Origin of the sequence: Campylobacter sp. RKI_CA19_01116, from assembly GCF_025771405.1 — a bacterium.
Taxonomy (GTDB): Bacteria; Campylobacterota; Campylobacteria; order Campylobacterales; family Campylobacteraceae; genus Campylobacter_D.
In genome coordinates this window covers 41,324-64,328 of sequence record NZ_JAKMQF010000003.1, presented here as the reverse complement: position 1 = coordinate 64,328, position 23,005 = coordinate 41,324, and the positions used below count along the sequence as shown (strand labels likewise).

Genomic DNA, 23,005 nt, shown 5'->3' with positions numbered 1-23,005 from the left:
TTCATTAAAATAAATTCTTAAGGAGAATACTTGAGTAAAGATAATGCTATTGCATTTTTTATTTTTATTGTGAGTGTTTTATGTTTTTTTGTTTGGGGATATAATTATATTCCTAATAATTCCATGATATTATTTATCCTTGCTAGTATATTTGGTATTTTTATGGCCTTTAATGTCGGTGGTAATGATGTAGCAAATTCATTTGGTACTAGCGTAGGCGCTAAAACTGTTACTATAAAACAAGCTTTGATTATTGCAGCGGTGTTTGAATTAAGCGGGGCTGTGTTTGCAGGAGGAGAAGTAACAAATACTATAAGAAGTGGTATAGTGGTTTTACCTGATGGAATTAATCCTATGGTGTTTGTATGTGTAATGCTCTCAGCTTTGTTAAGTTCAGGAATTTGGCTTTTTGTGGCGACTAAAAAAGGACTTCCAGTTTCTACCACTCATAGTATTATAGGAGGTATTGTAGGTTCAAGTATTGCTATGGGCTTTGTATTTTTTGATCAAGATCAAGCATTATCTATGGTAAATTGGAATGGTATTTATAAAATAGCTATGAGTTGGGTTATTTCGCCTTTGCTTGGCGGGCTTGTGGCGTATTTAATTTATGCTTATATTTATAAAAAAATTCTAAAGCCATCAGAAGAAATAACTCTTGTGGTAAAAGAAATTAAAAAAGAAAAAAAAGCATTTAAAGAAGAATATTTTAAAAATTTAAAAAACAAAAGCCAAGAAGAGCAAATCAAAGAACTTAGTGCTATTGTTTTAGATGATGATGAAAAAAGAAGTGAATATAAGTTAAAAATCAAAGAATTAAAAGAAAAAGAAAAAAACATAGATGTTTTCTCAAGAATGAAATTTCACGTTCCTTTAATAGCAGGTGTAGGTGCATTGACTATTGCTTCTATGTTTTTATTTAAGGGTTTAAATAATGTTTCTACTTTAGATGTAATGCAAAATTTATGGATAGTTTCGATTATCTCTATTTTTGCTTATATTGTTACTTTGGCAGTTGTGAGATTGATGAAAAAAACTCAGGTTAATAAAACCATAGAAAAGATTTTTTCATGGTTTCAAATTTTTACTGCTTCAAGTTTTGCTTTTTCACATGGAGCTAATGATATAGCTAATGCTCTTGGACCATTTGCTGCTATTTTAGATGTACTTAAAAATAACACCATTAATCCTAGCTCACCAGTACCTTTTGCTGTAATGCTTATGTTTGGTATAGCTTTGGTTATTGGGCTTTGGTTTTTGGGTAAAGAAGTTATTCAAACTGTGGGGTCAAAACTTGCTGAAATTAAACCAACAACAGGCTTTAGTGCTGAACTTGGTGCAAGTATCGTTATACTTTTAGCTACCCAACTTGGAATTCCAGTTAGCTCAACCCATATCTTAATCGGTGCAATTTTAGGTATAGGGGTATTTAATAAAGATGCTAAATGGGCTATGATGAAACCTATTGGTTTAGCATGGGTGATTACTTTACCAGTTGCTGGAATTCTTTCAAGTATTATTTTTATTATCTTTGTAAATACAATCTTATGAGTTTAAACTCATAAGATGTTTTTTAGCTTCATCTAAATTAGAACTATTGATAAAATAATCAATTTTTGAAGGTTTTTTATATACTTTATCATAATATTCAAAAAGCATTTTTACACAAAGTTCTAAATTGTTTTCTTCATAATTTTGACAAAGTCTTAGTTTAAAATCCTTGCTAATATAAGGTGATATTTTTTCAACACATTGATAAAATATTTTTTTATCCATTGGAGTATAGTTTTTTAAAACTCTTTGAATGCGTAAATTCATATCACACTCACACCAAATTTTCTTAGCTTTTTGCATGCTATTGTATAAATTTAGCGGGATAGTTAAATTTCCAATTTGTCTACTTTCAGCTTCTATAAAACAAGTTTTATAAGTATAATCTTTTAAAAAATAAAACAATTCATCTTCAAAGGCTTTTTGGCTTGGTTGTTCTCCATAAATTTTACCAAAACTAGATCCTTGGTGGTTGGCTAGTTTTTCTAAATTTAAAGCATTATCTAAAGTTTGGATTAAATCACTTTTACCACTTGCTGTATTACCACAAAGGCATAAAAACTCAATATTTAAATCTTTTCTAAAAAACTCACTCACATAACTTCTATAGGCTTTGTATCCACCTTCTAATCTTACAACTCTATAGCCAAGTTCAGCTAAGATTAAAGCAATAGCTTTTGATCTTTTACCACCTCTTGCACAATAAATTCCCACCAAAGAGCCTATTTTATAATTTTGATAAATTTTTATTAATATGCTCACTCATATTTTTGCAAATATAACTTACACCTTTTGCTTTAGCTAAGCCTTTATTTTTCTTATAAAGTGTGCCTATTTCTTCAAATTCATTATCATTGAGCGCGTAGTAATTTTGCGCAGATTTTATATGAGCAAGTTTGTATTCTTTGGGGCTTCTTGCGTCAATTAAAAGATCAAAATTAAATTTTAAAAAATTTTCAAAATCAACTTCTTTATACATAGTCTTTAAAAGCTTTACATAAGGTGGTATAAACTTTTTCCAAATCGCTCCCGCAAACTCTAGTTTGTCCTATGGTGGTGATAAAATTTGTATCGCCTTGCCATCTTGGGATTAAATGATAATGACAATGTGGTGCTATGCCAGCTCCTGCTGCGCTGCCTAAATTCATACCTATATTAACACCCTTAGCGTGAAAGTTTTCTTTTAAAATTTTAACTCCAATACGCACAAAATGGCTAATTTCTAGCCATGTATCATCACTTAAATCTTCTATATTTTCTAAATGCTCATAAGGGATAATCATAAAATGACCTGGACTATAAGGGTACTTATTCATAATGCCAAAACATTCTTTAGCTCTAAAAATTACCCCAAGTTTTTCATCTTCATTAAGTTTATACTTGCAATGACAAAAAGGGCAAAAATTTTTATCTTTATTGTTAAAATAAACATCCCTCCAAGGTGCGTATAAATACTCCATCAACTCTCCTTTATGCAAGCATGTAGATTTTTAATATTTTTACTTATAAGAGCTTTATTTTTTGGTATCAAAGATAATAGCTTTTCATCTTCTAATAAAAAAATTCTAGCTCCAGCTAAAATAGCATTATTAAGATCACTTTTGCTTTCAAGGTAAAAAATGGCCTCTAAGCCAAGATGTATTGCAAAATTATAAAGTTTTTTTAGTTGCATAGTTTTTAGCATTTTAGGAAATACAATAAATGCATCAGCCCCATATACTAAGCTTTCTAAAATTTGATATTCATCAAAAATAAAATCAAATTGCACAATAGGTTTTTCATGATAGCGTCTAAAAAGACTTAAATTTTGTATGTCTTGATTAAGCAAAGGGCTTGTTGGTAAGATGATGGCATCAAAATTTTCATGATTAAAATTTAAATCTTTAGAATATAAAAAATGTGAAAGTTTTCCTTCAAGTAAAAGTGTATAAATATCTTTAGGATAAAAGGCATTAGAAGCTAGACTTCTACCTAACATATCATAAGGAAAAATTTCTTTTTTACTTTCAAGAATTTTTTGTGTTTTTGAAAAATGATTTTTTAAATTTATTGTTTTAAACATTTTTCGATGGCCTTTAAATGCTCTTTGCTTTCATCTGAGCTTGAAAATTCTTTATCATGCAGTGTTTTTTGCAAAATTTCATAAGCCTTTTTGCAATCTTTAAGTTTATAATACCCCCAAGCTAAAGAGTCTAGATAATAAAGATTTTGTGGTTCTTGTTCAAGCGCCCAGCCTACTAGCTCTATACCTTTGGCTATATCAATATCATATTCAATCAAGGCATAGCCATAGTAGTTTTGATATAAAGCATCACTGCGCACATCTACGCTTTGTTCAAATTTTTTCATGATAGAGGCTAGAATTTTTGGATCTGTGACTTTTTTACTTTTAGGATCCATATGAATTTCAAATTCTAAAACACCTGCCATAGAAAGATATTTTTTATCTTTGCTAAGTTCATAATGTTTTAAAGCTATTTCATAGGCCTTTTTATAATCTTTTGTTTGTGTGTATAAGAAAATTTTGGTATCAGGATCTATGTTATATTTTTGGGTTAAATTTAGAGCCTGAGTATAATTTTTTTCTTGTACTAGTAATTCTATAATAGCGTAGATGTATTTAATGTCATTGTTGAGTTTATATAGCTTTTCAAGGGTTTGAATACTTGCTTTATGATCTTTTTGCTCTTGATAAATTTTTAAAAGTAGGGTGCATGTTTTAAGGGTGCATTGTGAACTTTTTACAAATTCTTCTAAGGCCTTTTTAGCTTGGTTGATATTTTTATTTTTGATATTAACTTCAACTATTTTAAGCAATAAATTTTCATGCTCAAAAAGCTTATAAGCAAGATTGTATTGCTCTAAAGCTTTAGTATATAAAGCTTTTTTGGCAAAAATATCGCCTAATATTTCATAATTTCTATAATCTTGTTCTTCTTTAATGAGTTTATAAAGTATAGCTTCAGCTTGTTTATAATCTCCTATTTCAAAAAAATATAAAGCATTTAATCTTGCAATAGCTGTGTGTTCTAAAAAGTCTTTAGAAGCTTTTAAAAGCTCATCTTTTTGTTTTAAATTAGCACTTAAGGCTAAAAGTAAAGCCTTTTGCAAATAAATACTTTCATTATTTTCATGAAATAAATTTGTATAAATATCACATGCTTTTTGAAATTGTCCATGCTCTTCATAAATAAGTGCTTGTAGGATTTTATCTTCACCTTTAGCTAAAGCAAGGCTTGTTAGGATAAAAACTATAATTAGTGAAAGCAAACCCCTATACATTCTTTTTTTAACTCCTCTTTGTGTGTTTTAAAATACTCCCAAAATGGAAAAGTTCTGCATTGTTTTGGTCTATGCTTGTAAATTAAACATTTTTTATATATTGTATCAAAAAAAATACAACGATAGCCATTTTCATACTTTGCTTCTTTAAAGCTATATTTAAATCCAACTTTGATGAGGTATTGTTCTTTAAAGGCTTCAAAGTTTAAATTTAAAAAACTAGCAATAGCTTCTAGTTCTTCTTTGCTAGCATAGATATACCCACTTTCTCCAGTGCAACACTTCCCACCACATTTTTCACAAGCACTTTCATCAAAAGAATAATCAAAACCTTTTTCACACATCATAGCTTATAGTTCCTGTATTTTTATAAATTTCACTAATTTTTGGATTTAAAACATCATTTTCATACATAAAAAGTGTGGGCATTATAGTGCATGGACTTTTGCTATTTTTTTTAATATGCATTAAAACAAGTCTTGCGTTAGTTTGTGTATTAGTATGAACACATTGAAGTGAAACTAGTTTTAATTTAAATTGTTTTAAATAAGCGCAAATTTTATCTAAAAAACTTGCCTCATAACACATAAAAAAACTACCATTTGGCTTGATTAAAGTATTTATTTTAGTAAGCATCTTCTCAAGTGGCATAAATTCTTGATATCTTGATATACATAAATGCAAATCTTGGCTTTTTTGTGTATTTTTTTTATAAAATGGAGGATTAGATATTAAAAAATCAAATTTTATATCACTTTTATAGTTTAAAAAGTCTTCACAAATGCCTTGAATTTCAAGTTTATTTTCTTTGGCATTTTTATAGCTTAGTTTGATATTTTGCTCTTGGATATCTAGTAGATAAACTTTTGAATTTGGAAATCTTTGCTTTATTAAAAGTCCTAAAATTCCACAACCACATCCTATATCAAGGATATTTCCTTTTAAATTATATTTAGATAAAAAGTCAAAAAGCAAAAGGCTATCATTATTATAGCGATAGCCTTTTGAGTATTGAAAGAGTTTTAGCATTTATAAAGATGATCGCAGATTTTAAATGAATCATTTAAACCCACTACAATAGAAGCTCCGTTTTTACTCGCTATATCGCCTGCTACGAATAATCCTTTTACATTGCTTTCTTTATTTTCATCAAAGCTTGGCACACCTTTTTCATCAACTTCTATAGAGCATTTTTGTAAGAAATCAAGTGGAGTTGAACCCCCAATAGCATAAATAATACGATCATAAATTTCATTTGTGTCATTAGTAAAATTTACTTTAGCTTTACCGCTTTCATCTTCAATGCTAGTTATATCTATGCCAAGTTTTGCTTTTACACTGCCTTGTTCAAAAGCTTTTTGAATATCTTCTAGATTAATATCGTTTAATCTTGAGAAAGTTTCTCTTCTATAGCAAAGCGTCACATCATTATTTTTAGCTAAATCTATAGCGTATTCTGCTGCTGAATTTCCACCACCTACAACTAAGATTTTTTCACCTTGGCTTGCTGAATTTGCATTAAAATTAATGATTTTTGTTAAAGTTATAGGTAAAGTATAGCTTGGTTTATTTGGTTTACCCATTCTACCTATGGCAATAACTGCATTTTTGCAAATATAATTTTCATTTGCGGTGCTAACGATGAAATTTTCTCCATCTTTTTTAACACTTTCAACTTCACTAGAAAGCTTTACTTCAAGATTGTACTCTTTGATAGCATTTTGGAAAGTTTCTATCGTACTTTCTCTAGTTCCATCTTCAAAATTTATATGCCCGTGATTTGTGCTATCACAACCTTTATAAGCTTTATCTACTCTTTTGCCTTCTTTGTAAAATTTTACTAAGGTTTGACAAATCGCATCAGCTTTTTCTAAAACAATAACTTCTTTATTTTTTATTTTAGCTTCTACTCCCGCTGCAATACCTGCAGGGCCAGCACCAATAACTACCATATCAAAAATTTTCATTATTTCCCTTTTTTAGTATTTTAATGTGTAAATGTATCAAAAAAATGATAATGAAATATAAAAATTTATAGATAATTTTAATTTTTTGTAGAGTTTTTGTTTTTATTGCAACTCATTTAATTAAAAAAATTTTTTAAAAATTATCTTAAGTGTGTAAAAAAATATATCAATTTAAAATTTTTATGCAAAATTATCTATATTTAGATTAAAAAATAAAAAAATCATATATAGTATAAAAAAGGAGGTTTTTAATGTATGAAAATAAAGAACAAAGTTTAAAAAATAATTTTTTTACATTATTGTTATTATCTTTTTGTGGATCTATTATTTATGGTTTGCCTTATTTTAGAAAATATTATTATGATGATTATATGAGTCTTTATCATTTAAATAATTTTGAAATGGGCCTTTTGGGTAGTGCTTATGGCTTACTTGGTTTGTTTTCTTATGCTTTAGGAGGATATTTAGCAGATCGTTTTGCGCCAAAAAAATTATTGATTTTTTCTTTAATTGCTACAGGACTTGGTGGTTTGTTGCATTTATATTTTACTTCTTTAAATGCACTTTTGATTATTTATGGAATTTGGGGGATTACTTCATTATTAACTTTTTGGCCTTCTTTGATGAAAATAGTAAGAAGTTTGGCAAATTCTAAAGAGCAAGCAAAAGCTTATGGAATTTTTGAAGGTGGTAGAGGTGTTGTTGGTGCTGCACATTTGGCTATAGCTACAAGTATTTTTGGATATTTTCAAACAAAAGCTTTAGCCGCACAAGGTATAGAAATGGTTATTATTTTTTATTCTATAGCTCCTATTGCAAGCGCTGTTTTATTATTTTTTCTTTTAAAAGATGAGGTTAATGAACAAAGCGAGAAGATTAAAATCAAAGATTTAGTTTTTCTTTTGAAAAATTCTGCTCTTTGGCTTGTGGTTGCTATTACTTTTTGTACCTATTTTTTTAATATGAGCTTTTATTATTTTACTCCTTATGCAAGTAATGTGATAGGAGCTTCTGCTGTTTTTGCAGCTATTTTAACAGTATTAGCTCAATACATTCGTCCTGTTTCTTCTGTGGTAGGTGGGTTTATAGCAGATGGATATGGAAAGGCTAAAATAATGATGATAGGCTTTATTTTAATGGGAATTGGTGTTATTTTTTTAATGCTTAGTTCAAAATTAAATGGATTTTTGCAAATGAGCGTTTTAACTTCTGCTTGTGTGGTAATTTATGTAGCTATGTATTCTAATTTTGGAATTTATTATTCTTTACTTAGTGAGGGAAAAATTCCTATTCATTTAGCAGGTATGGCCATAGGTATTGTATCTACTTTTGGATATTTACCTGAGGTTTTTGCACCTTTGCTTGCTGGAGATTTATTAGATAGATATCCAGGTGTAAAAGGTTTTCATATATATTTTACTATTATGATTGCTATGGCTATTTTGGGTGTAATGTTTTGTTTGATTTGGATTAAAAAATACAATAAAAAGGAGATGAAATGAAAGAAATTATTCTTGATTTTAAAAACAAGGTTAAAGTGATAGAAAATGAATGGATAGTTTTAAAAGATGGCACCAAGCTTTCATCACGAATTTGGCTTCCTCAGGTTGAAGAAAAAGTTCCTGCTATATTAGAATACATTCCTTATAGAAAAAATGATGGAACAAGAAGTAGAGATGAGCCTATGCATGGATATTTTAGTGGTAATGGTTATGCGGTTGTTAGAGTTGATATTAGAGGAAGTGGGGAATCTGATGGTTTATTAGAAGATGAATATTTAAAGCAAGAACAAGATGATGCCTTAGAAGTTATTGAATGGATAGCAAAGCAAGAATGGTGTGATGGAAATATTGGTATGATGGGTAAATCTTGGGGTGGATTTAATTCTTTGCAAGTTGCAGCAAGAAGACCCAAAAATTTAAAAGCTATTATAGTGGTAGGTTTTACTGATGATAGGTTTAATGAGGATATTCATTATAAAGGTGGATGTTTACTTAATGATAATTTTTGGTGGGGTAATATTATGCTTGCATATCAATCGCGCTTTGTTGATCCAAAAATTGATTCAAATGGTAGAAATAAATGGCTCAATAGGCTTGAGAATATGCCTTTATGGCCCGCATTGTGGCTTGAGCATACTTTAAAAGATGATTATTGGAAGCATGGATCTGTTGGAGAAAATTATGATGATATACAAGTTCCTGTTTTTGCATTAGATGGGTGGGCTGATTCTTATACTAATCCTGTTTTTACTCTAATGAATGCTTTGAAAGTTCCAAAAAAAGCTATTGTTGGTCCTTGGGCTCATGTTTATCCTCATGATGGATCTCCTTTGCCTGCAATGGGTTTTTTACAAGAAGCACTTAAATGGTGGGATAAATGGCTTAAAAATGAAGAAAACGATGTGCTTGAAGCTCCTATGATACAAGCATATATTGAAAATAGCTCTAAGCCAAATTCAAAAACAGAGAAAGTAGAAGGTCGTTTTGTTGCTTTAAATGATTTTAAAAATGATATTAGCTATAAAAAATACTATTTAAATCCGTATAAACTAACATGCAAAAAATCAAGTGAATTTATCAAAATTAACACTCCATTAAATCATGGGCTTTTATCCGGAGAGTGGATGGGGGCTGGTGTTTTAGGAGAAAGTCCTAGTGATCAAAGGTTGGATGATGGGATGGCAGTTGTTTTTGAAAGTGATTTTTTAGAACAAGATTTAGATATTTTGGGTTTTCCGGTTTTAAATGTAAAAATTGCAAGTGATCAAGGAAAAGCTATGCTCTTTGCTCAGCTTAGTGAAGTTAGAGCTGATGGTTTTGTAAAAAGAGTAAGTTATGGAGTGATCAATCTTGCATTAAGTGATGATAAAGAGCAATTTATACCTTTAAAAAAAGATGAATTTATCCAAAAGCAAATCAAACTTGATGCTTGTGGATATAGATTTGGCAAGGGTTCTAAGATAAGATTATCATTAGCAAATTCTTTTTGGCCTATGTTTTGGCCTATGCCAAAAATTTCAACCTTGACTTTGGATTTAAATGAGTGTGAATTTAATTTGCCATGTTTTAATGGACAAAATAGTAATAAAATCAATATGCAAGCACAAAGTGCTCCTTTAACTCCAATAACACTTTTAGAAGAAGGTAGGGTAGATAGAAGCATTTCTTATGATATTTTAAATGATACTTGGACTTGTATTACAGATGGTGTTGGCGGAGTTTTTGGAGAAGGTGTTTATAGATTTGATGAGGTTGATGTTTTAGTAAAGCATAATTTAAAAAGAGAATTAAAACTTCAAAATGAAAACCCATTAAGCGCGCAATATACCATTACTCAAACAATGCAAATAGGACGTGAGGGTTGTATGATGGAGGCTGATATAATCTTAACACAAACTAGTGATTTGGAGTATTTTTATATTAAGGGAAAAATAGCAGTCAAAGAAAACGATAAACTTGTTTTTGATAAAAAATATGATTATAAAACTAAAAGAAATAGTTTGTAAAATTTCCCAAAGTAAAATTACTTTGGGAATTAATTTTCTTGCAAGATTTTAGCTAAATCTTTAGCGCCTTTTAAATCTACTTTACCAGAGCCTAAAAGTGGAATTTGTTCTACTTTAAAATATTTACTTGGTTTAAAAATAGCAGGCATAGTAGAGTTTTTAATCACTTCGCAAATTCCATCAAAGTCTTGCTCTTGACATTCTACTAATAAGCATACCATTTCACCTTTTTTATCATCATCTAGCGCAACTGCGCAAAATTTTACTATATCTGTATTGATAAATTTAGCAATTTCTTCTTCTAAAGCTCCTAAAGATATCATTTCTCCACCAATTTTTGCAAAACGAGAATAACGATCTACTATATATAAAAAGCCATCCTCATCTACATGACCTTTATCGCCGGTATTATACCAGCGTATGCCATCGATTTCTTTGATAACTTCATCGGTTTTTTCTTTATTGTTTAAATAACCCACCATAACCTGATGGCCACCAATGAGTATTAATCCATCTTCTCCATGATTTAAACTTTCATAAGTAGATGGATCTACTATGCGTATAGCGCTTCCTGGTAAAGGCATACCTACACTACCTTCTTTATTTGCACGGTGTAAAATCCAATAGTCAGGATCAAATTTATTTGGTAAATTTACACTTGCAACTGGAGTGGTTTCAGTAGCTCCATAGCCTTCAAAAATAGGTTTTTTAAATTTCATTTCAAAGGCAGTTCTTACTTCGCTTTTGAGTTTTTCAGCACCTGAAACGATAATCCTTAAGCTTTCAAACATAATCGCATCAAGTTTTTTATTTCTTGCATAAATACCTAGAAAAGTTGAAGTAGCACACATAATACTAACATTATTTTTTACTATAGCTTTTGCTACACCTAGCGCATCTGTTGGATCAGCATGTGTTATGCTTTTAATCCCTTCTAATAAAGGCATAAAAGTAGTTACAGTTAATCCAAAAGCATGAAAAGGTGGCAAAGAAGATAAGACAACATCTTCATTTTTTGCACATAATACATCTGAAATTTGAGCTATATTGCTTAAAATATTACGATTATTTAGCATTACTCCTTTTGGTGTTCCCTCGCTACCACTACTAAATAATATAGCAGCTATGGCAAGGTTTTGTTTATTAGGTGCAAATAATGCTTTTATTAAACAAGTAGGTAAGATACTTACTAAAGCAAGCATAGAAAAGATTTTGAGTTTTTGTTTTTTAAAGCTTGCGATAATATCTTCCATAAAAATGATTCTAACATGCTCTTCAAATTCTAGTTTTATACCTTTATTTTCTAATTTTTCCATAAATTTTCTAGAAGTATAAATTTGTTGAATTTGAGAGCTTTGAATGGCTTGATTAATTGCTTTTACACCTGCTGTGAAGTTTAAATTTACTACGATTTTATTTGCAAGCAATACAGCTAGATTGCAAAGAGAACTAGCCATAGAAGCAGGGAGTAAAATTCCCACACATTCTTCTTTTGGAGCATAGCTTCCTTGGGTAGGTTGTATATTTAGCTCATGCGATATATTTTTTATGAAAGAGCTAAAAACTAAACTTAAAGCAAGCATTTTTCTATAGGTAATACCACCTATTAAAGGATCAACAATAGCTATTTGACTTAAATTTCTTTTAGCGCTATCTATCCAAGCTCTGGCTATAGTATGCATACTTTCACATTGAGATTTCCAAGCAATAAAAGAAAGTTCAAAAACTTTTGTTTTAACCACTTCTTTTTTAGTGTGTATTGGCAAGCTTTTTCCAAAAGCAATAGCGATTTTTCTTTTGCTTATTTTGCGGTTTCTTGCTGAAAATTCTTCATCACTTCTTGAAAAAGCACTTCCCCAAAGTCCTCTAATATAAAAAGGTAAAATCACTCCATCTTGTTCTTCTAATTTTGAGCAAACTAACTCAAATCCACCTTTAAATTCATTAAGCTGTCCATGGCGTGAAAGCACTCCTTCTGGGAAAAGGCAAACTAAATTTCCATTTTTAATATGCATAGCAATAAGCTCTAAGCTTGATTTGCTAGAAGCGCTTGAAACAGGAATAACTCCAAATTTATCAAGAAAAATTCTAATATACCACTTAGAATAAATGCTTTTTTCCATAACAAAATAAATTTTTCTTGGTATAGCCATTTGCACAATAGCCCAATCTATAAAAGATATATGATTACCAAGTAATAATGCTCCACCTTTTTCAGGAATATTTTCAAAACCTTCTACTAATAAACGATAGCGTTGAAAAAACGCTATACTTATTAATAAACGCACTAAAGAAAAAGGCAATTTACTTAACACATAAATGCTTCCAAAAAATGCCACAGCGATGATAAAATAAAACAAATTTATCACTTCAAATTCAGCATAAGCAGCAAAAGTAGCTAGTGCTAAAAAGCCTAACATAAAAATATTTTGTATGAAATTATTTCCTGCTAAGACTTTTCCTAGTTCATTTTCTTTTGCATGAAATTGTATGAGAGAATTTAAAGGTATGATAAAAAATGCCCCGCTTAAACCAAAAATAAAAAACACTACACTATAACTTAGTAAGTTTTCTAAAAACGACATTAAAATACTCATTAGAAAAATTCCTAAGGCACCTAGTGGTATAAGACCTAATTCGATGTAATTTTTAGAAAACTTACCACTAATAAGCGATCCTATAATCACTCCTATGCCAGAAAAAGCTAAAGAGCATTGTACATAAAAGGTATTTTCTATGAAAAGATCATTTTTTGCATATACAGGAAAACTCACTAAGTAAAGTTGTGATATGGCCCAAAAAAGTGAAATTCCTACAATGCAAAGCCAAATGATTTTATGAGAAAATATTGTTTTTAAATTAGAGGCTAAAAGTTTTCCTTGGAAATATTGTTTTTTGTCAAAACTTAAACTTTTATCTTCTTCTTTTAAACAAGGAAGTTTATAAGCTAAAAAAAGTTCTAATAAAGCAAAAGCTATTAATACAAAACCCAAAGGTGCAATTTGTATTAAAATATCTGAAGGAGTGTTAAAATTTGGATCAAAAAGCATTTCAAAGCTTAGAGAAAATACTGCCATACCCGCTAAAATAGCCACAATACTTACTGCGTTTACAGCTCCATTTCCCATAGCTAAAAGCTCTTTTCCTACTAATTCTTTTATAAAACCATATTTTGCAGGAGAGTATAAGGCAGATTGTACTCCCATGATAAAAGTCATTACAAAAGCAAGCCAAAATGCTCCAAGATAATAACACAAACAAATAATACAAGTTAATATTACTGAAAATAATGCAGATATTTTCATAATTTTATTTTTAGGAAATTTATCTGCTAAGAATCCAGAAGGCGAAAGCATAAGGATGAAAGGTAAAAGCATCAAAGCATTGACAATAGCGGTTAAAAAAAGTTGGGTGCTATCTTCATAAAATTTATAGATAGTGTTTTGTATAATGATTTTGTGTCCTAAATCTACAAAAGCATTAATAAAAGCTACTGCTAAAAATGGCAATACGCCAAAAATCTTTAAGAAATTTCCTTGCATTTAAAACTCCATTTTATTTTAAAAATATTATTCTATTATATAAAATTTAAATGGAGTTTTGATATTTGATTAATCTTTAAATTCTACCACTTCATCAAATGCAAAACGAGCTTTTTTTGTGCTAATATTTTCTTGGGTATGTCCTAAAGTAATGAGCATAGATACTCTTTGTTTAGCGGTGTCTAAATTTAAATATTGATTGATTTTATCTTTATCAAAACCACCGATAATACATGAGCCCAAATTTAAACTATAAGCAGCATTGATAATATTTGCAATAGCAAGATAACTTTGTTCTTTGGCATAAATAAAACTTTGTTCTAAATCCATTGCATCTAAAAATGGCTTATAAGTTTGCAAGCGTTTGTTTAATTCTTCTTGACTTAAACCTCTCTTTTTTAGTTTTTCTTCAAAATAATCTTTAAAATCAGCCCTTGAAATTACAACTATAATAGCAGCGCAATTTGCTACATGGCTTTGATTGCTAGCTATTTTAGCAATTTCTTTTTTATGTTCATCTTTTTGAAAAACTAAGAATTTCCAAGGTTCAAGTCCTAAGGAGCTAGGAGATAATCTAGCACATTCTAAGATATATTCTAAATTCTCTTTAGAAATTTTTTCTTGGGTGTAAGCTCTAATAGAAGAGCGATTTTGCATTAAATTTAAATAATCTTGCATTATTTTTCCTTTTTTTGATTTATCTTATATCTTATAAGCTTTAAAATTGTTAAAATTATATTTTATTGTTACAATTTTATTTTTACTTCATACAAATGTTTTATTATATGATTTTTAAAGGATTAAAATGAAAAAAATAATTTATTTAAGCATATTTTTGATTTTACTCATTATAGGGGTGTATTTTTTCTTTTTTGCAAATAAGGAAGAATATAATTATCTAACTTATGAGGTTAAAAAACAAGACATCACTCAAAGTATAGAAGCAATTGGTGAAGTTTATGCAAAAACCCAAGTTGATGTTGGTGCACAAGTTAGTGGGCAAATTACTAAACTTTATGTAAAATTAGGTGATCATGTTAATGAGGGTGATTTAATCGCACAAATTGATAAAGATAAGCAACAAAATGATTTAGATATTACCAAAGCTCAGCTTGAAAGTGCAAAGGCAAATTTAGAAAGTAAAAAAATTGCTCTTGATATAGCTACTAAACAATACCAAAGAGAGCAAAAGCTTTATGCTAAAAAGGCTACCTCTTTAGAAAATCTTGAAAATCTTAAAAATACTTTTTATGCCTTAAGAGCAAATGTAGCTGATTTAAAAGCTCAAACTACTCAACTTGAAATTTCTTTAAAAAATGCTCAAAAAGATTTAGCTTATACTACTATAACCGCACCTAGTAAGGGTGAGATTATCAATGTAGCGGTTGAAGAGGGGCAAACTGTAAATGCAAACCAAAATACACCAAGTATAGTGCGCTTGGCTGATTTAAGTGAAATGGAAATTCGTATGCAAATAGCTGAAGCTGATATTAATAAAATCAGTGTTGGAAAAAAGGTAAAATTTAGCATTTTAAATGAGCCTGATAAAAAATATGAAGCAACTATTTCAAGTATAGATCCAGCAAATACTACCATAAGTGATGCAACAAGCAATACAAGTTTAAACTCAAACTCAAGTACTAGCACTAGCGCTGTATATTATTATGCAAGGGTTTTTGTAAAAAATGATAATAATTTTTTACGCATAGGTATGAGTACAGAAAATGAAATTGCTATTAAAACAGAAAATAATACTTTAGTTATACCAACTTTGGCTATAAAAAGTGATACAAGTGGTTATTATGTAGAAATTTTAAAAGCAAATAATATAAGCGTGAAGACACCTGTTAAATTAGGTATTAAAGATAGTTTAAATACTCAAATTTTAGATGGTATTAATGAGGGTGATTTAGTTATCATAGGTAAAAATAAAAAATGATACGCTTAGAAAATATACAAAAAAAGATTAATAATACAACTATTTTAGAAAATATTAATCTTTATATTCAAAAAGGGGAATTTGTAGCTATTATAGGGCAATCAGGTAGCGGAAAAACCTCTCTTTTAAATATTATAGGCACACTTGATGAACCAAGTAGTGGAAAATATTTTTTAGATGCATATGAAGTTACAAATTTAAGCAAGGATGAAAAAGCAAGGATTAGACGTGAAAAAATAGGTTTTATTTTCCAAAGATATAATTTGCTTAGTCTTTTAAATGCTAAAGATAATGTCGCTTTACCTGCTGTTTATGCAGGCAAAAACAAACAAGAAAGATCGCAAAAGGCTAAGGAATTACTTTCTTTTTTAGAGCTTGATCATAAAGAATTATCAAAGCCAAATGAACTAAGCGGGGGGCAACAGCAAAGAGTTTCTATAGCAAGAGCTTTGATGAATGGTGGTGAGCTTATTTTAGCAGATGAGCCAACGGGTGCGCTTGATTCTAAAAGCGGTAAGATAGTTTTAGAAATTTTAAATAAACTAAACGATCAAGGACACACTGTAGTTTTAGTCACTCATGATAGAGAAATAGCTGCTAGAGCAAAAAGAGTTATAGAAATTAAAGATGGTAAGATTATAAGCGATAATGGTGCAAAAAAAGCAGACGAAATAAAAGCTAAGTTAATGCCAAAAGAGAAAAAAAGCTTTAATTTGCTTAAAAATCAGCTTTTTGAAAGTTTAAAAATGTCCATAACTTCCATTGTAGCACACAAGCTACGCTCTTTGCTTACTATGCTTGGTATTATCATAGGCATAGCTTCAGTAGTTTGCGTGGTTGCTTTAGGACTTGGAGCCCAACAAAACATACTTGCTTCTATTAGTTCTATCGGGACTAATACCATAGAAGTTGTTTCAGGGCGTGGTTTGGGAGATATTCGATCAGGTAAAACAAGGCTAAATTTAAGTGATTTAAAAACCTTAAGTTCTTTGCCTTATTTAGAAGCAGTAGAAGCAGATGTGGGCAAAATAGGGGTAGTAACTTATAAGAATAATTCTTTGCAAGCTAGAATTTATGGAGTAGGGCCAAATCATCTAAGGCTTAGAGGTTTTGTGATGGTAGATGGTAGGTTTATTAATAATGAAGATATAAAAGATAATACTAATATTTGTATTATAGATGAAAATGCTTTGAGAATTTTATTTGATAATATCAGCGCTAAAGATGTTTTAGGTAAAAGTGTGATTTTTAACAAACAGCCTTTAACTATAGTTGGTGTTTTAAAAAAAGAAAGAGATAATAAAGGCTTTAGAGCTGATGAAAATACCATTAAAATTTACACTCCTTATTCTACTTTGATGAATAAAATCACAGGGGATAAACAAATAAGAGCTATAGTAACTAAGGTAAAAGATGAGGTAAATCCTGCTTTAGCTGAAGAGGCTATGGTAAAAATTTTAGAGATTAAACGCGGAAAAAAGGATTTTTTCACTATAAATTCTGACGCGATTAAAAATGCTATTGAGGAAAATACTGCTACTTTGACCTTACTTATTTCTTCCATTGCGGTGGTATCTTTGATAGTAGGTGGTATTGGTGTGATGAATATCATGCTTGTTTCAGTAAGTGAGCGTACAAGGGAAATTGGAGTTAGAATGGCTATTGGAGCTAGAAAAGAAGATATTTTAATGCAGTTTTTAATCGAGGCTGTGTTGATTTGTTCTTTAGGGGCCATTTTTGGAGTAATGTTTTCTTTTATTATCATTGAAGTATTTAATTCTTTAAATTTTGGTTTTACAATGATACTTTCATTAAATTCGGTATTTTTAGGGCTTTTAAGTTCGGTTTTAATCGGAGTGGTTTTTGGATTTTTTCCGGCAAAAAATGCAGCAAATTTAAATCCTATTAGTGCTTTATCAAAGGAATGAGATGAGAATATTTTTATTATTTTTTATAGCCTTTTTTTTAAATGCTTGCGTAGGAGTAAAATTAGAACAAGTATCCCAAGATCAAATAAAAAAAGAATATTTTGAAGATTTTAATGCAAGCAAGGCTTGGTGGGAAAAATATAATAATCAAGATTTAAATAATATCTTAAAAGCTATTATTGACAATAACAAAGATCTAAATGTAGCAAGAGTTAATTTTTTAAGCACTTTAGCTAGATATAAGCTTTTAAATTTAGATCTTTATCCTACTTTGAGTGGAAATTTAGGTGCAAACATAAGAAAAAATTTAAACAATGGCGCGGAAATACATAATTTCTCAAATGGCATTGTGTTAAATTATGAGCTTGATATATATGGCAAAATCTCAGATCAAGTTGCTAGTTCTGAATTTTTAGCAAAAGCAAGCGAATATGAGTTACGCTCTTTAGAGCTTGATACGATTAATTTGGCAATTAATAGTATTTTTGAATTGATTTATTTTAATGATGTAGATCACTTGCTAAACAATCATTTAAAAAATCTTGAGCAAATGCTAGAAATTTATACTACTAAATTTGATTATGGTAAGGTTGAATATATTGATCTTTTAAATATTAAAAAGTCTTTATTAAACACTAAACAAAACATCATTACAAATTTGCAAAATAAAGACTTAACACTTAAAAACATAAAAGATTTACTAGGTAAAGATGATGAGTTTTTGATTAATAAAATGCTAAATTATACTCTTGAAGATTTTTCTTTGCAAAAAATTAATTTTGATATAGAGTTGAAAATGCTTGCTTATAGACCACAAGTTCAAGTAAAACTAAATCAACTTATTGCTTCTTATAAGGATTCTGCAAGTGTGCAAAAAAGTATTTTGCCTAGTATAAAAATATTGGGAAATTTAGATGGGAGTGATAAAAATTTTGATGAGAGTTTTAAATTTTTAATCTTAGGAGGTAATGTTGTTATTGACTTACCATTTTTGGACTTTTATAGAGTAAGACAAAATGTAAAAATTTCTGAATTTGCATACCAAGCACGCTTATATGAGTATAAAGATGCATTACAAAGAGCTATTCATGAGTTTAAACTTTGTTATGAAAATGATAAATACTACAATGATTTGTTAAATTTAGTAAAAGATATTAATGCCAATCAAGCAAAAATTACACAATTATATTTTGAAAAATATGAATTAGGGCGTAATGAGCTAAAAGATTATCTTGATGCAGATGCTTTGCTTATTAATTCACTTCAAGAACTTAGTAGAGCGAAACTGTCTTTGCTTAAAAATATTAATTTGTATCATAATATAGTATTGATTTCAGAGTAAAATAGACTTAAAAATGTTTCATTTTGTAATATCTTAGTAAAGAGTAGTGTTTATTTGCGTTGTTTTTAAAGTCATTTAGATTACAATTGATAAGTAAATCAAACAAAGGAGAGGTATGAAATTTGATTTTTATGCAACGCTAGTTACTATGGTTATAGTATTGCTTTTGGGCGTTTTTGTCATTAAAAGGGTAAAATTTCTTCGTGATTATAATATCCCTGAGCCAGTTGTTGGTGGTGGAATAGCTGCGATTATTCTTTTAATCTTACATAGTTCTTTTTCACTAGACATTAAATTTGATGAATCTATGAAAGATCCGTTAATGCTTGCATTCTTTTCAAGTATTGGTTTGTTAGCTGATTTTGCTTCATTGAAAAAAGGTGGTAGAAAATTAGCAGTTTTTTTAGTTGTAGTTGTAGCTTTACTATTTGCGCAAAATATAGTTGGTATAGGTGTAGCAACTGCCATGGGACAAAATCCACTTATGGGGCTTATAGCAGGTTCTGTTACAATGAGTGGTGGTCATGGTACAGGTGCAGCTTGGGCGGCTGAATTTATTAAAGAACCTTATTTGTATTCTAGTGCAACTACTGTTGCTATTGCTTGTGCGACTTTTGGACTTATTTCAGGTGGTATCATAGGTGGGCCTGTTGCAAGATATTTGGTTAATAAACACAAATTAGTAGTTCCAAAACAAAATGATGATAAAGATGCGATTTTAAATTTCCAATCTCCAGAAAAAGAAAGATTGATCACTCCATCTTCTTTTATAGAGTCTTTAGCATTGATTGCTTTATGTTTATTAATAGGTAATGCTTTATCTACTTATATCAAAGCAAATACAGGTTTTACTTTACCAACTTTTGTGTATTGTCTTTTTGTGGGTGTTGTTTTAAGAAATGTTTTATCGGCTACAAAAATTCACCATGTATTTGATAGAGAGGTATCAGTTTTAGGTAATGTAAGCTTGTCATTATTCTTAGCTTTAGCGTTAATGACTATTAATCTTTGGGATCTAGTAACCCTTGCACTACCGATGCTAGTAATTTTAGTAGTACAAGTTGCTATGATGGCTGCTTTTGCTATATTTGTAACCTTTAGAATATGTGGAAAAGACTATGATGCAGCAGTTTTAGCAGCAGGACATTGTGGTTTTGGTTTAGGTGCTACTCCAACAGCTATGGTAAATATGCAAACTGTAACAAATCACTATGGTATGAGCCATATGGCATTTATTATTGTGCCTTTAGTAGGTGCATTTTTCATAGATATAGTAAATGCTTTAGTGATTAATGCTTTCTTATATCTACCATTCTTTCATTAAAATCATCTAGCACTATTTAGTGCTAGATTAACTTTTTATCTTTGCTCTTACATAAATGATTTAAAAAACACTCTTTACATAAAGGATTTTTAGCCTTGCATGTATAGCGTCCAAAAAGCACCATAGCTTGATGAAGATAGTTTAGATTATCTTTAAAAATTTTAGTTAAGTCTTTTTCTGTTTCTTCAGGGGTTTTGGCTTTGCTAAGATTAAGTCTGTGTGAAACTCTAAATACATGAGTATCTACAGCCATACAATTAGCCCCGCACCATTCTATCATTACTACATGTGCAGTTTTTTGTCCTACTCCTGCTAGAGTTTTTAAATCTTGCTCATTCATAGGAATTTCACCATTAAATTGCTCGCAAACTGCTTGAGCCATTTTGATTAAATTTTGTGCTTTATTATTATAAAATGAGCAAGAATTAATCAAAAGCTTCAAAGATGATAAGTTTGCCTTAGCTAAATCTTGTACGCTAGGATAAGCTTCAAATAAAGCCGGTGTGATGAGATTAACCCTTTTATCAGTACATTGAGCTGAAAGCATAACACAAACTATAAGTTCATAAGCATTACTAAAAACTAATTCTGTTTTTGCTTGTCCAAAATGCTCTAAAAATAATTTTTTAATTTCTAAATTTCTTTTCATAAACTTATTGTATGTTAATCGGCTTTAAATAAAGTTTAGATATAATAAAATCAACAAAACTATTTCAAAAGGAAAAACAATGAAAAAAATTTCTTTAGTTGCTGCGGCTTTGCTAACAGGTTTAAGTTTAAATGCTGCGGTGGTTGCAACCCTTGATGGAAACAATATCAGCGATACAGAAGTGAATGAATTTTTTGCTCCTATGTTAAGAGGTGCTAAAATCACTGATTTGCCAGCTGAACAAAAAAAAGCAATTATTGATCAATATATCGTTCAACAACTTGTATTAAAAGATGCTAAAGCTCAAAAAATAGAAAATGATCCTTCATATAAAGAAGAATTAGAGCGTGCTAAAGAAGCTATTTTGGTAAATATCTACCAAAAGAAAATTTTTGATTCAATTAAAAATAATGATGCTAAAGCTAAAAAATTCTATGAAGCAAATAAAGATAAATTTACTAAACCAGCTCAAGTGAAAGCTAAACATATTTTGGTAACTAGCGAAAAAGAAGCTAAAGATATTATTGCTGAGCTTAGTAAGCTAAGTGGAAAAGCTTTAAATGATAAATTTGCTCAACTTGCAAAAGAAAAATCAATCGACAAAGGTTCTTCAGCTCAAGGTGGTGATCTTGGTTGGTTTGCTGAATCAACTATGGTAAAACCATTTGCTGATGCAGCTTTTTCTATGAAAAAAGGTACTATTTCTAAAACACCTGTAAAGAGTGATTTTGGATATCATGTTATCTTAAAAGAAGATGCTAGAGCAAAAAGTACTATGAGCTATAATGAAGTAAAAGCAGGTATTGAAAGCAATATCAAAATGGAAGAATTTAAAGAACTTATGAATAAAAAAGCTCAAGAACTTCTTCAAAAAGCAAAAGTGGAATACAAATAATGGGCGTATTAGATCTTGTTAAACCAGGTGTTTTAAGTGGTGATGATCTAAATATCGTATATAATCATGCAAAAAAAGAAGGATTTGCTATCCCTGCGGTAAATGTCGTGGGGACAAATTCTATCAATGCGGTTTTAGAAAGTGCTAAAAAAGTTAATTCACCTGTGATTATTCAGTTTTCAAATGGAGGAGCTAAATTTGTAGCAGGGAAAGCTTGCCCAAAGGCTGATGTACTTGGTGCTATAAGTGGTGCAAGACATGTACATTTAATGGCAAAAGCTTATGGAGTTCCGGTGATTTTACACACAGATCATGCTGCTAGAAAATTACTTCCTTGGATCGATGCTTTGATTGAAGCAAATATTGAGTTTAAAAAAGAAACAGGCAAGCCTTTGTTTAGCTCTCATATGATTGATTTAAGTGAAGAGGATTTAGAAAGCAATCTAAGCACTTGTGAAAATTATCTAAAACAAATGTCTGAACTTGGAATTTCTTTAGAGCTTGAGCTAGGATGTACGGGCGGTGAAGAAGATGGGGTGGATAATACTAATATCGATAATGCAAAATTATACACCCAGCCTGAGGATGTAGCACTAGCTTATGAGAGACTTTCTAAAATTAGTGATAGATTTTCAATCGCAGCTAGCTTTGGTAATGTACATGGAGTATATAAACCAGGAAATGTGATTTTAAGACCTGAAATTCTTAAAAACTCTCAAAATTATGTAAAAGAAAAATTCAATCTTGGTGAAGAAAAACCAATCAATTTTGTTTTCCATGGTGGCAGTGGTAGTGATATAGAAGATATCAAAGCAGCACTTAGCTATGGTGTGATTAAGATGAATATCGATACAGATACTCAATGGGCTTTTTGGGATGGTGTTAGAGAGTATGAACTTAAAAATAAAGCTTATTTGCAAGGACAAATTGGCAATCCAGATGGAGATGATAAGCCAAATAAAAAATACTATGATCCAAGAGTATGGCTTAGAGCGGGCGAAGAAAGTATGATCAAACGCTTAGAGTGTGCTTTTAGTGATTTAAATTGTATCGATAGAAACTAAGAGTTTTATAACTC

The 23,005-nt window shown here is 29.9% G+C and carries 18 protein-coding genes and 1 pseudogene; 9 read left to right on the top strand and 10 right to left on the bottom strand.

The window, feature by feature from the left end; genetic code table 11:
• Nucleotides 1-30 precede the first annotated feature (30 nt).
• Nucleotides 31-1,551 carry an inorganic phosphate transporter gene (locus L8U41_RS03080; RefSeq protein ID WP_263702059.1) on the top strand — a complete coding sequence of 507 codons (1,521 nt, stop codon included), beginning with the start codon at nucleotides 31-33 and terminating at the stop codon, nucleotides 1,549-1,551.
• Here the strand turns inward: L8U41_RS03080 and mnmH are convergent.
• The 7 genes and pseudogenes from mnmH to L8U41_RS03045 form a co-directional block, all read right to left on the bottom strand.
• Nucleotides 1,546-2,530 (bottom strand): annotated as a pseudogene (mnmH, locus tag L8U41_RS03075) (tRNA 2-selenouridine(34) synthase MnmH). The gene L8U41_RS03080 and the pseudogene mnmH sit on opposite strands and share 6 nt — an antisense overlap.
• The gene (locus L8U41_RS03070) at nucleotides 2,523-3,011 is read right to left on the bottom strand and encodes an HIT family protein (RefSeq protein WP_263727791.1); all 489 of its coding nucleotides are present in this window, start codon (nucleotides 3,009-3,011) and stop codon (nucleotides 2,523-2,525) included. The pseudogene mnmH and the gene L8U41_RS03070 overlap by 8 nt, the downstream one beginning before the upstream one ends.
• Nucleotides 3,011-3,613: an indole-3-glycerol-phosphate synthase TrpC gene (locus L8U41_RS03065; RefSeq protein ID WP_263727790.1), complete on the bottom strand. Its 603-nt coding sequence runs from the start codon at nucleotides 3,611-3,613 to the stop codon at nucleotides 3,011-3,013. Before L8U41_RS03065 ends, L8U41_RS03070 begins: the two co-directional genes overlap by 1 nt.
• Nucleotides 3,598-4,833, bottom strand: coding sequence for a tetratricopeptide repeat protein (locus L8U41_RS03060; protein WP_263727789.1), 1,236 nt, complete (start codon nucleotides 4,831-4,833; stop codon nucleotides 3,598-3,600). The genes L8U41_RS03065 and L8U41_RS03060 overlap by 16 nt, the downstream gene beginning before the upstream one ends.
• Nucleotides 4,809-5,180, bottom strand: coding sequence for a YkgJ family cysteine cluster protein (locus L8U41_RS03055; RefSeq protein ID WP_263727788.1), 372 nt, complete (start codon nucleotides 5,178-5,180; stop codon nucleotides 4,809-4,811). The genes L8U41_RS03060 and L8U41_RS03055 overlap by 25 nt, the downstream gene beginning before the upstream one ends.
• The gene (locus L8U41_RS03050) at nucleotides 5,170-5,862 is read right to left on the bottom strand and encodes a tRNA1(Val) (adenine(37)-N6)-methyltransferase (RefSeq protein ID WP_263727787.1); all 693 of its coding nucleotides are present in this window, start codon (nucleotides 5,860-5,862) and stop codon (nucleotides 5,170-5,172) included. The genes L8U41_RS03055 and L8U41_RS03050 overlap by 11 nt, the downstream gene beginning before the upstream one ends.
• Nucleotides 5,856-6,800, bottom strand: coding sequence for an NAD(P)-binding domain-containing protein (locus L8U41_RS03045; protein WP_263708166.1), 945 nt, complete (start codon nucleotides 6,798-6,800; stop codon nucleotides 5,856-5,858). Before L8U41_RS03045 ends, L8U41_RS03050 begins: the two co-directional genes overlap by 7 nt.
• A 251-nt stretch (nucleotides 6,801-7,051) precedes the next feature.
• Between L8U41_RS03045 and L8U41_RS03040 the strand changes: the two genes are divergently transcribed.
• Entirely contained in the window at nucleotides 7,052-8,302 is a 1,251-nt protein-coding gene (locus L8U41_RS03040; RefSeq protein WP_263663202.1) for an MFS transporter, read from the top strand.
• Nucleotides 8,299-10,308, top strand: a complete 2,010-nt coding sequence (locus tag L8U41_RS03035; protein ID WP_263727786.1) for a CocE/NonD family hydrolase — start codon at nucleotides 8,299-8,301, stop codon at nucleotides 10,306-10,308. Before L8U41_RS03040 ends, L8U41_RS03035 begins: the two co-directional genes overlap by 4 nt.
• A gap of 29 nt (nucleotides 10,309-10,337) precedes the next feature.
• Here the strand turns inward: L8U41_RS03035 and L8U41_RS03030 are convergent, their stop codons facing one another.
• Both L8U41_RS03030 and L8U41_RS03025 read right to left on the bottom strand, forming a co-directional pair.
• The gene (locus tag L8U41_RS03030; RefSeq protein WP_263727785.1) at nucleotides 10,338-13,850 is read right to left on the bottom strand and encodes an acyl-[ACP]--phospholipid O-acyltransferase; all 3,513 of its coding nucleotides are present in this window, start codon (nucleotides 13,848-13,850) and stop codon (nucleotides 10,338-10,340) included.
• Between the two features lie 69 nt (nucleotides 13,851-13,919).
• Entirely contained in the window at nucleotides 13,920-14,528 is a 609-nt protein-coding gene (locus tag L8U41_RS03025) for an NAD(P)H-dependent oxidoreductase (protein ID WP_263682163.1), read from the bottom strand.
• Between the two features lie 127 nt (nucleotides 14,529-14,655).
• On the opposite strand from L8U41_RS03025, the gene L8U41_RS03020 reads away from it, so the two are divergent.
• The 4 genes from L8U41_RS03020 to gltS all read left to right on the top strand — a co-directional run bounded on the left by L8U41_RS03020 (nucleotide 14,656) and on the right by gltS (nucleotide 20,383).
• Nucleotides 14,656-15,789, top strand: coding sequence for an efflux RND transporter periplasmic adaptor subunit (locus L8U41_RS03020; protein ID WP_263727784.1), 1,134 nt, complete (start codon nucleotides 14,656-14,658; stop codon nucleotides 15,787-15,789).
• The gene (locus L8U41_RS03015) at nucleotides 15,786-17,717 is read left to right on the top strand and encodes an ABC transporter permease (RefSeq protein WP_263727783.1); all 1,932 of its coding nucleotides are present in this window, start codon (nucleotides 15,786-15,788) and stop codon (nucleotides 17,715-17,717) included. Before L8U41_RS03020 ends, L8U41_RS03015 begins: the two co-directional genes overlap by 4 nt.
• 1 nt (nucleotide 17,718) lies before the next feature.
• Nucleotides 17,719-19,059, top strand: a complete 1,341-nt coding sequence (locus L8U41_RS03010) for a TolC family protein (RefSeq protein ID WP_263727782.1) — start codon at nucleotides 17,719-17,721, stop codon at nucleotides 19,057-19,059.
• 115 nt (nucleotides 19,060-19,174) lie between these two features.
• A complete protein-coding gene (gltS, locus tag L8U41_RS03005; RefSeq protein WP_263663209.1) occupies nucleotides 19,175-20,383 on the top strand; it encodes a sodium/glutamate symporter in 1,209 nt (402 codons plus the stop codon).
• Between the two features lie 22 nt (nucleotides 20,384-20,405).
• Here gltS and nth read toward each other — a convergent pair whose 3' ends face one another.
• Nucleotides 20,406-21,032 carry an endonuclease III gene (nth, locus tag L8U41_RS03000; protein ID WP_039618455.1) on the bottom strand — a complete coding sequence of 209 codons (627 nt, stop codon included), beginning with the start codon at nucleotides 21,030-21,032 and terminating at the stop codon, nucleotides 20,406-20,408.
• 79 nt (nucleotides 21,033-21,111) lie between these two features.
• On the opposite strand from nth, the gene L8U41_RS02995 reads away from it, so the two are divergent.
• Complete coding sequence (locus L8U41_RS02995) at nucleotides 21,112-21,927, top strand: peptidylprolyl isomerase (protein WP_263663212.1); 816 nt, start codon at nucleotides 21,112-21,114, stop codon at nucleotides 21,925-21,927.
• A complete protein-coding gene (gene fbaA, locus L8U41_RS02990; RefSeq protein WP_263706251.1) occupies nucleotides 21,927-22,991 on the top strand; it encodes a class II fructose-bisphosphate aldolase in 1,065 nt (354 codons plus the stop codon). Before L8U41_RS02995 ends, fbaA begins: the two co-directional genes overlap by 1 nt.
• The last annotated feature ends 14 nt before the right edge of the window (nucleotides 22,992-23,005 follow it).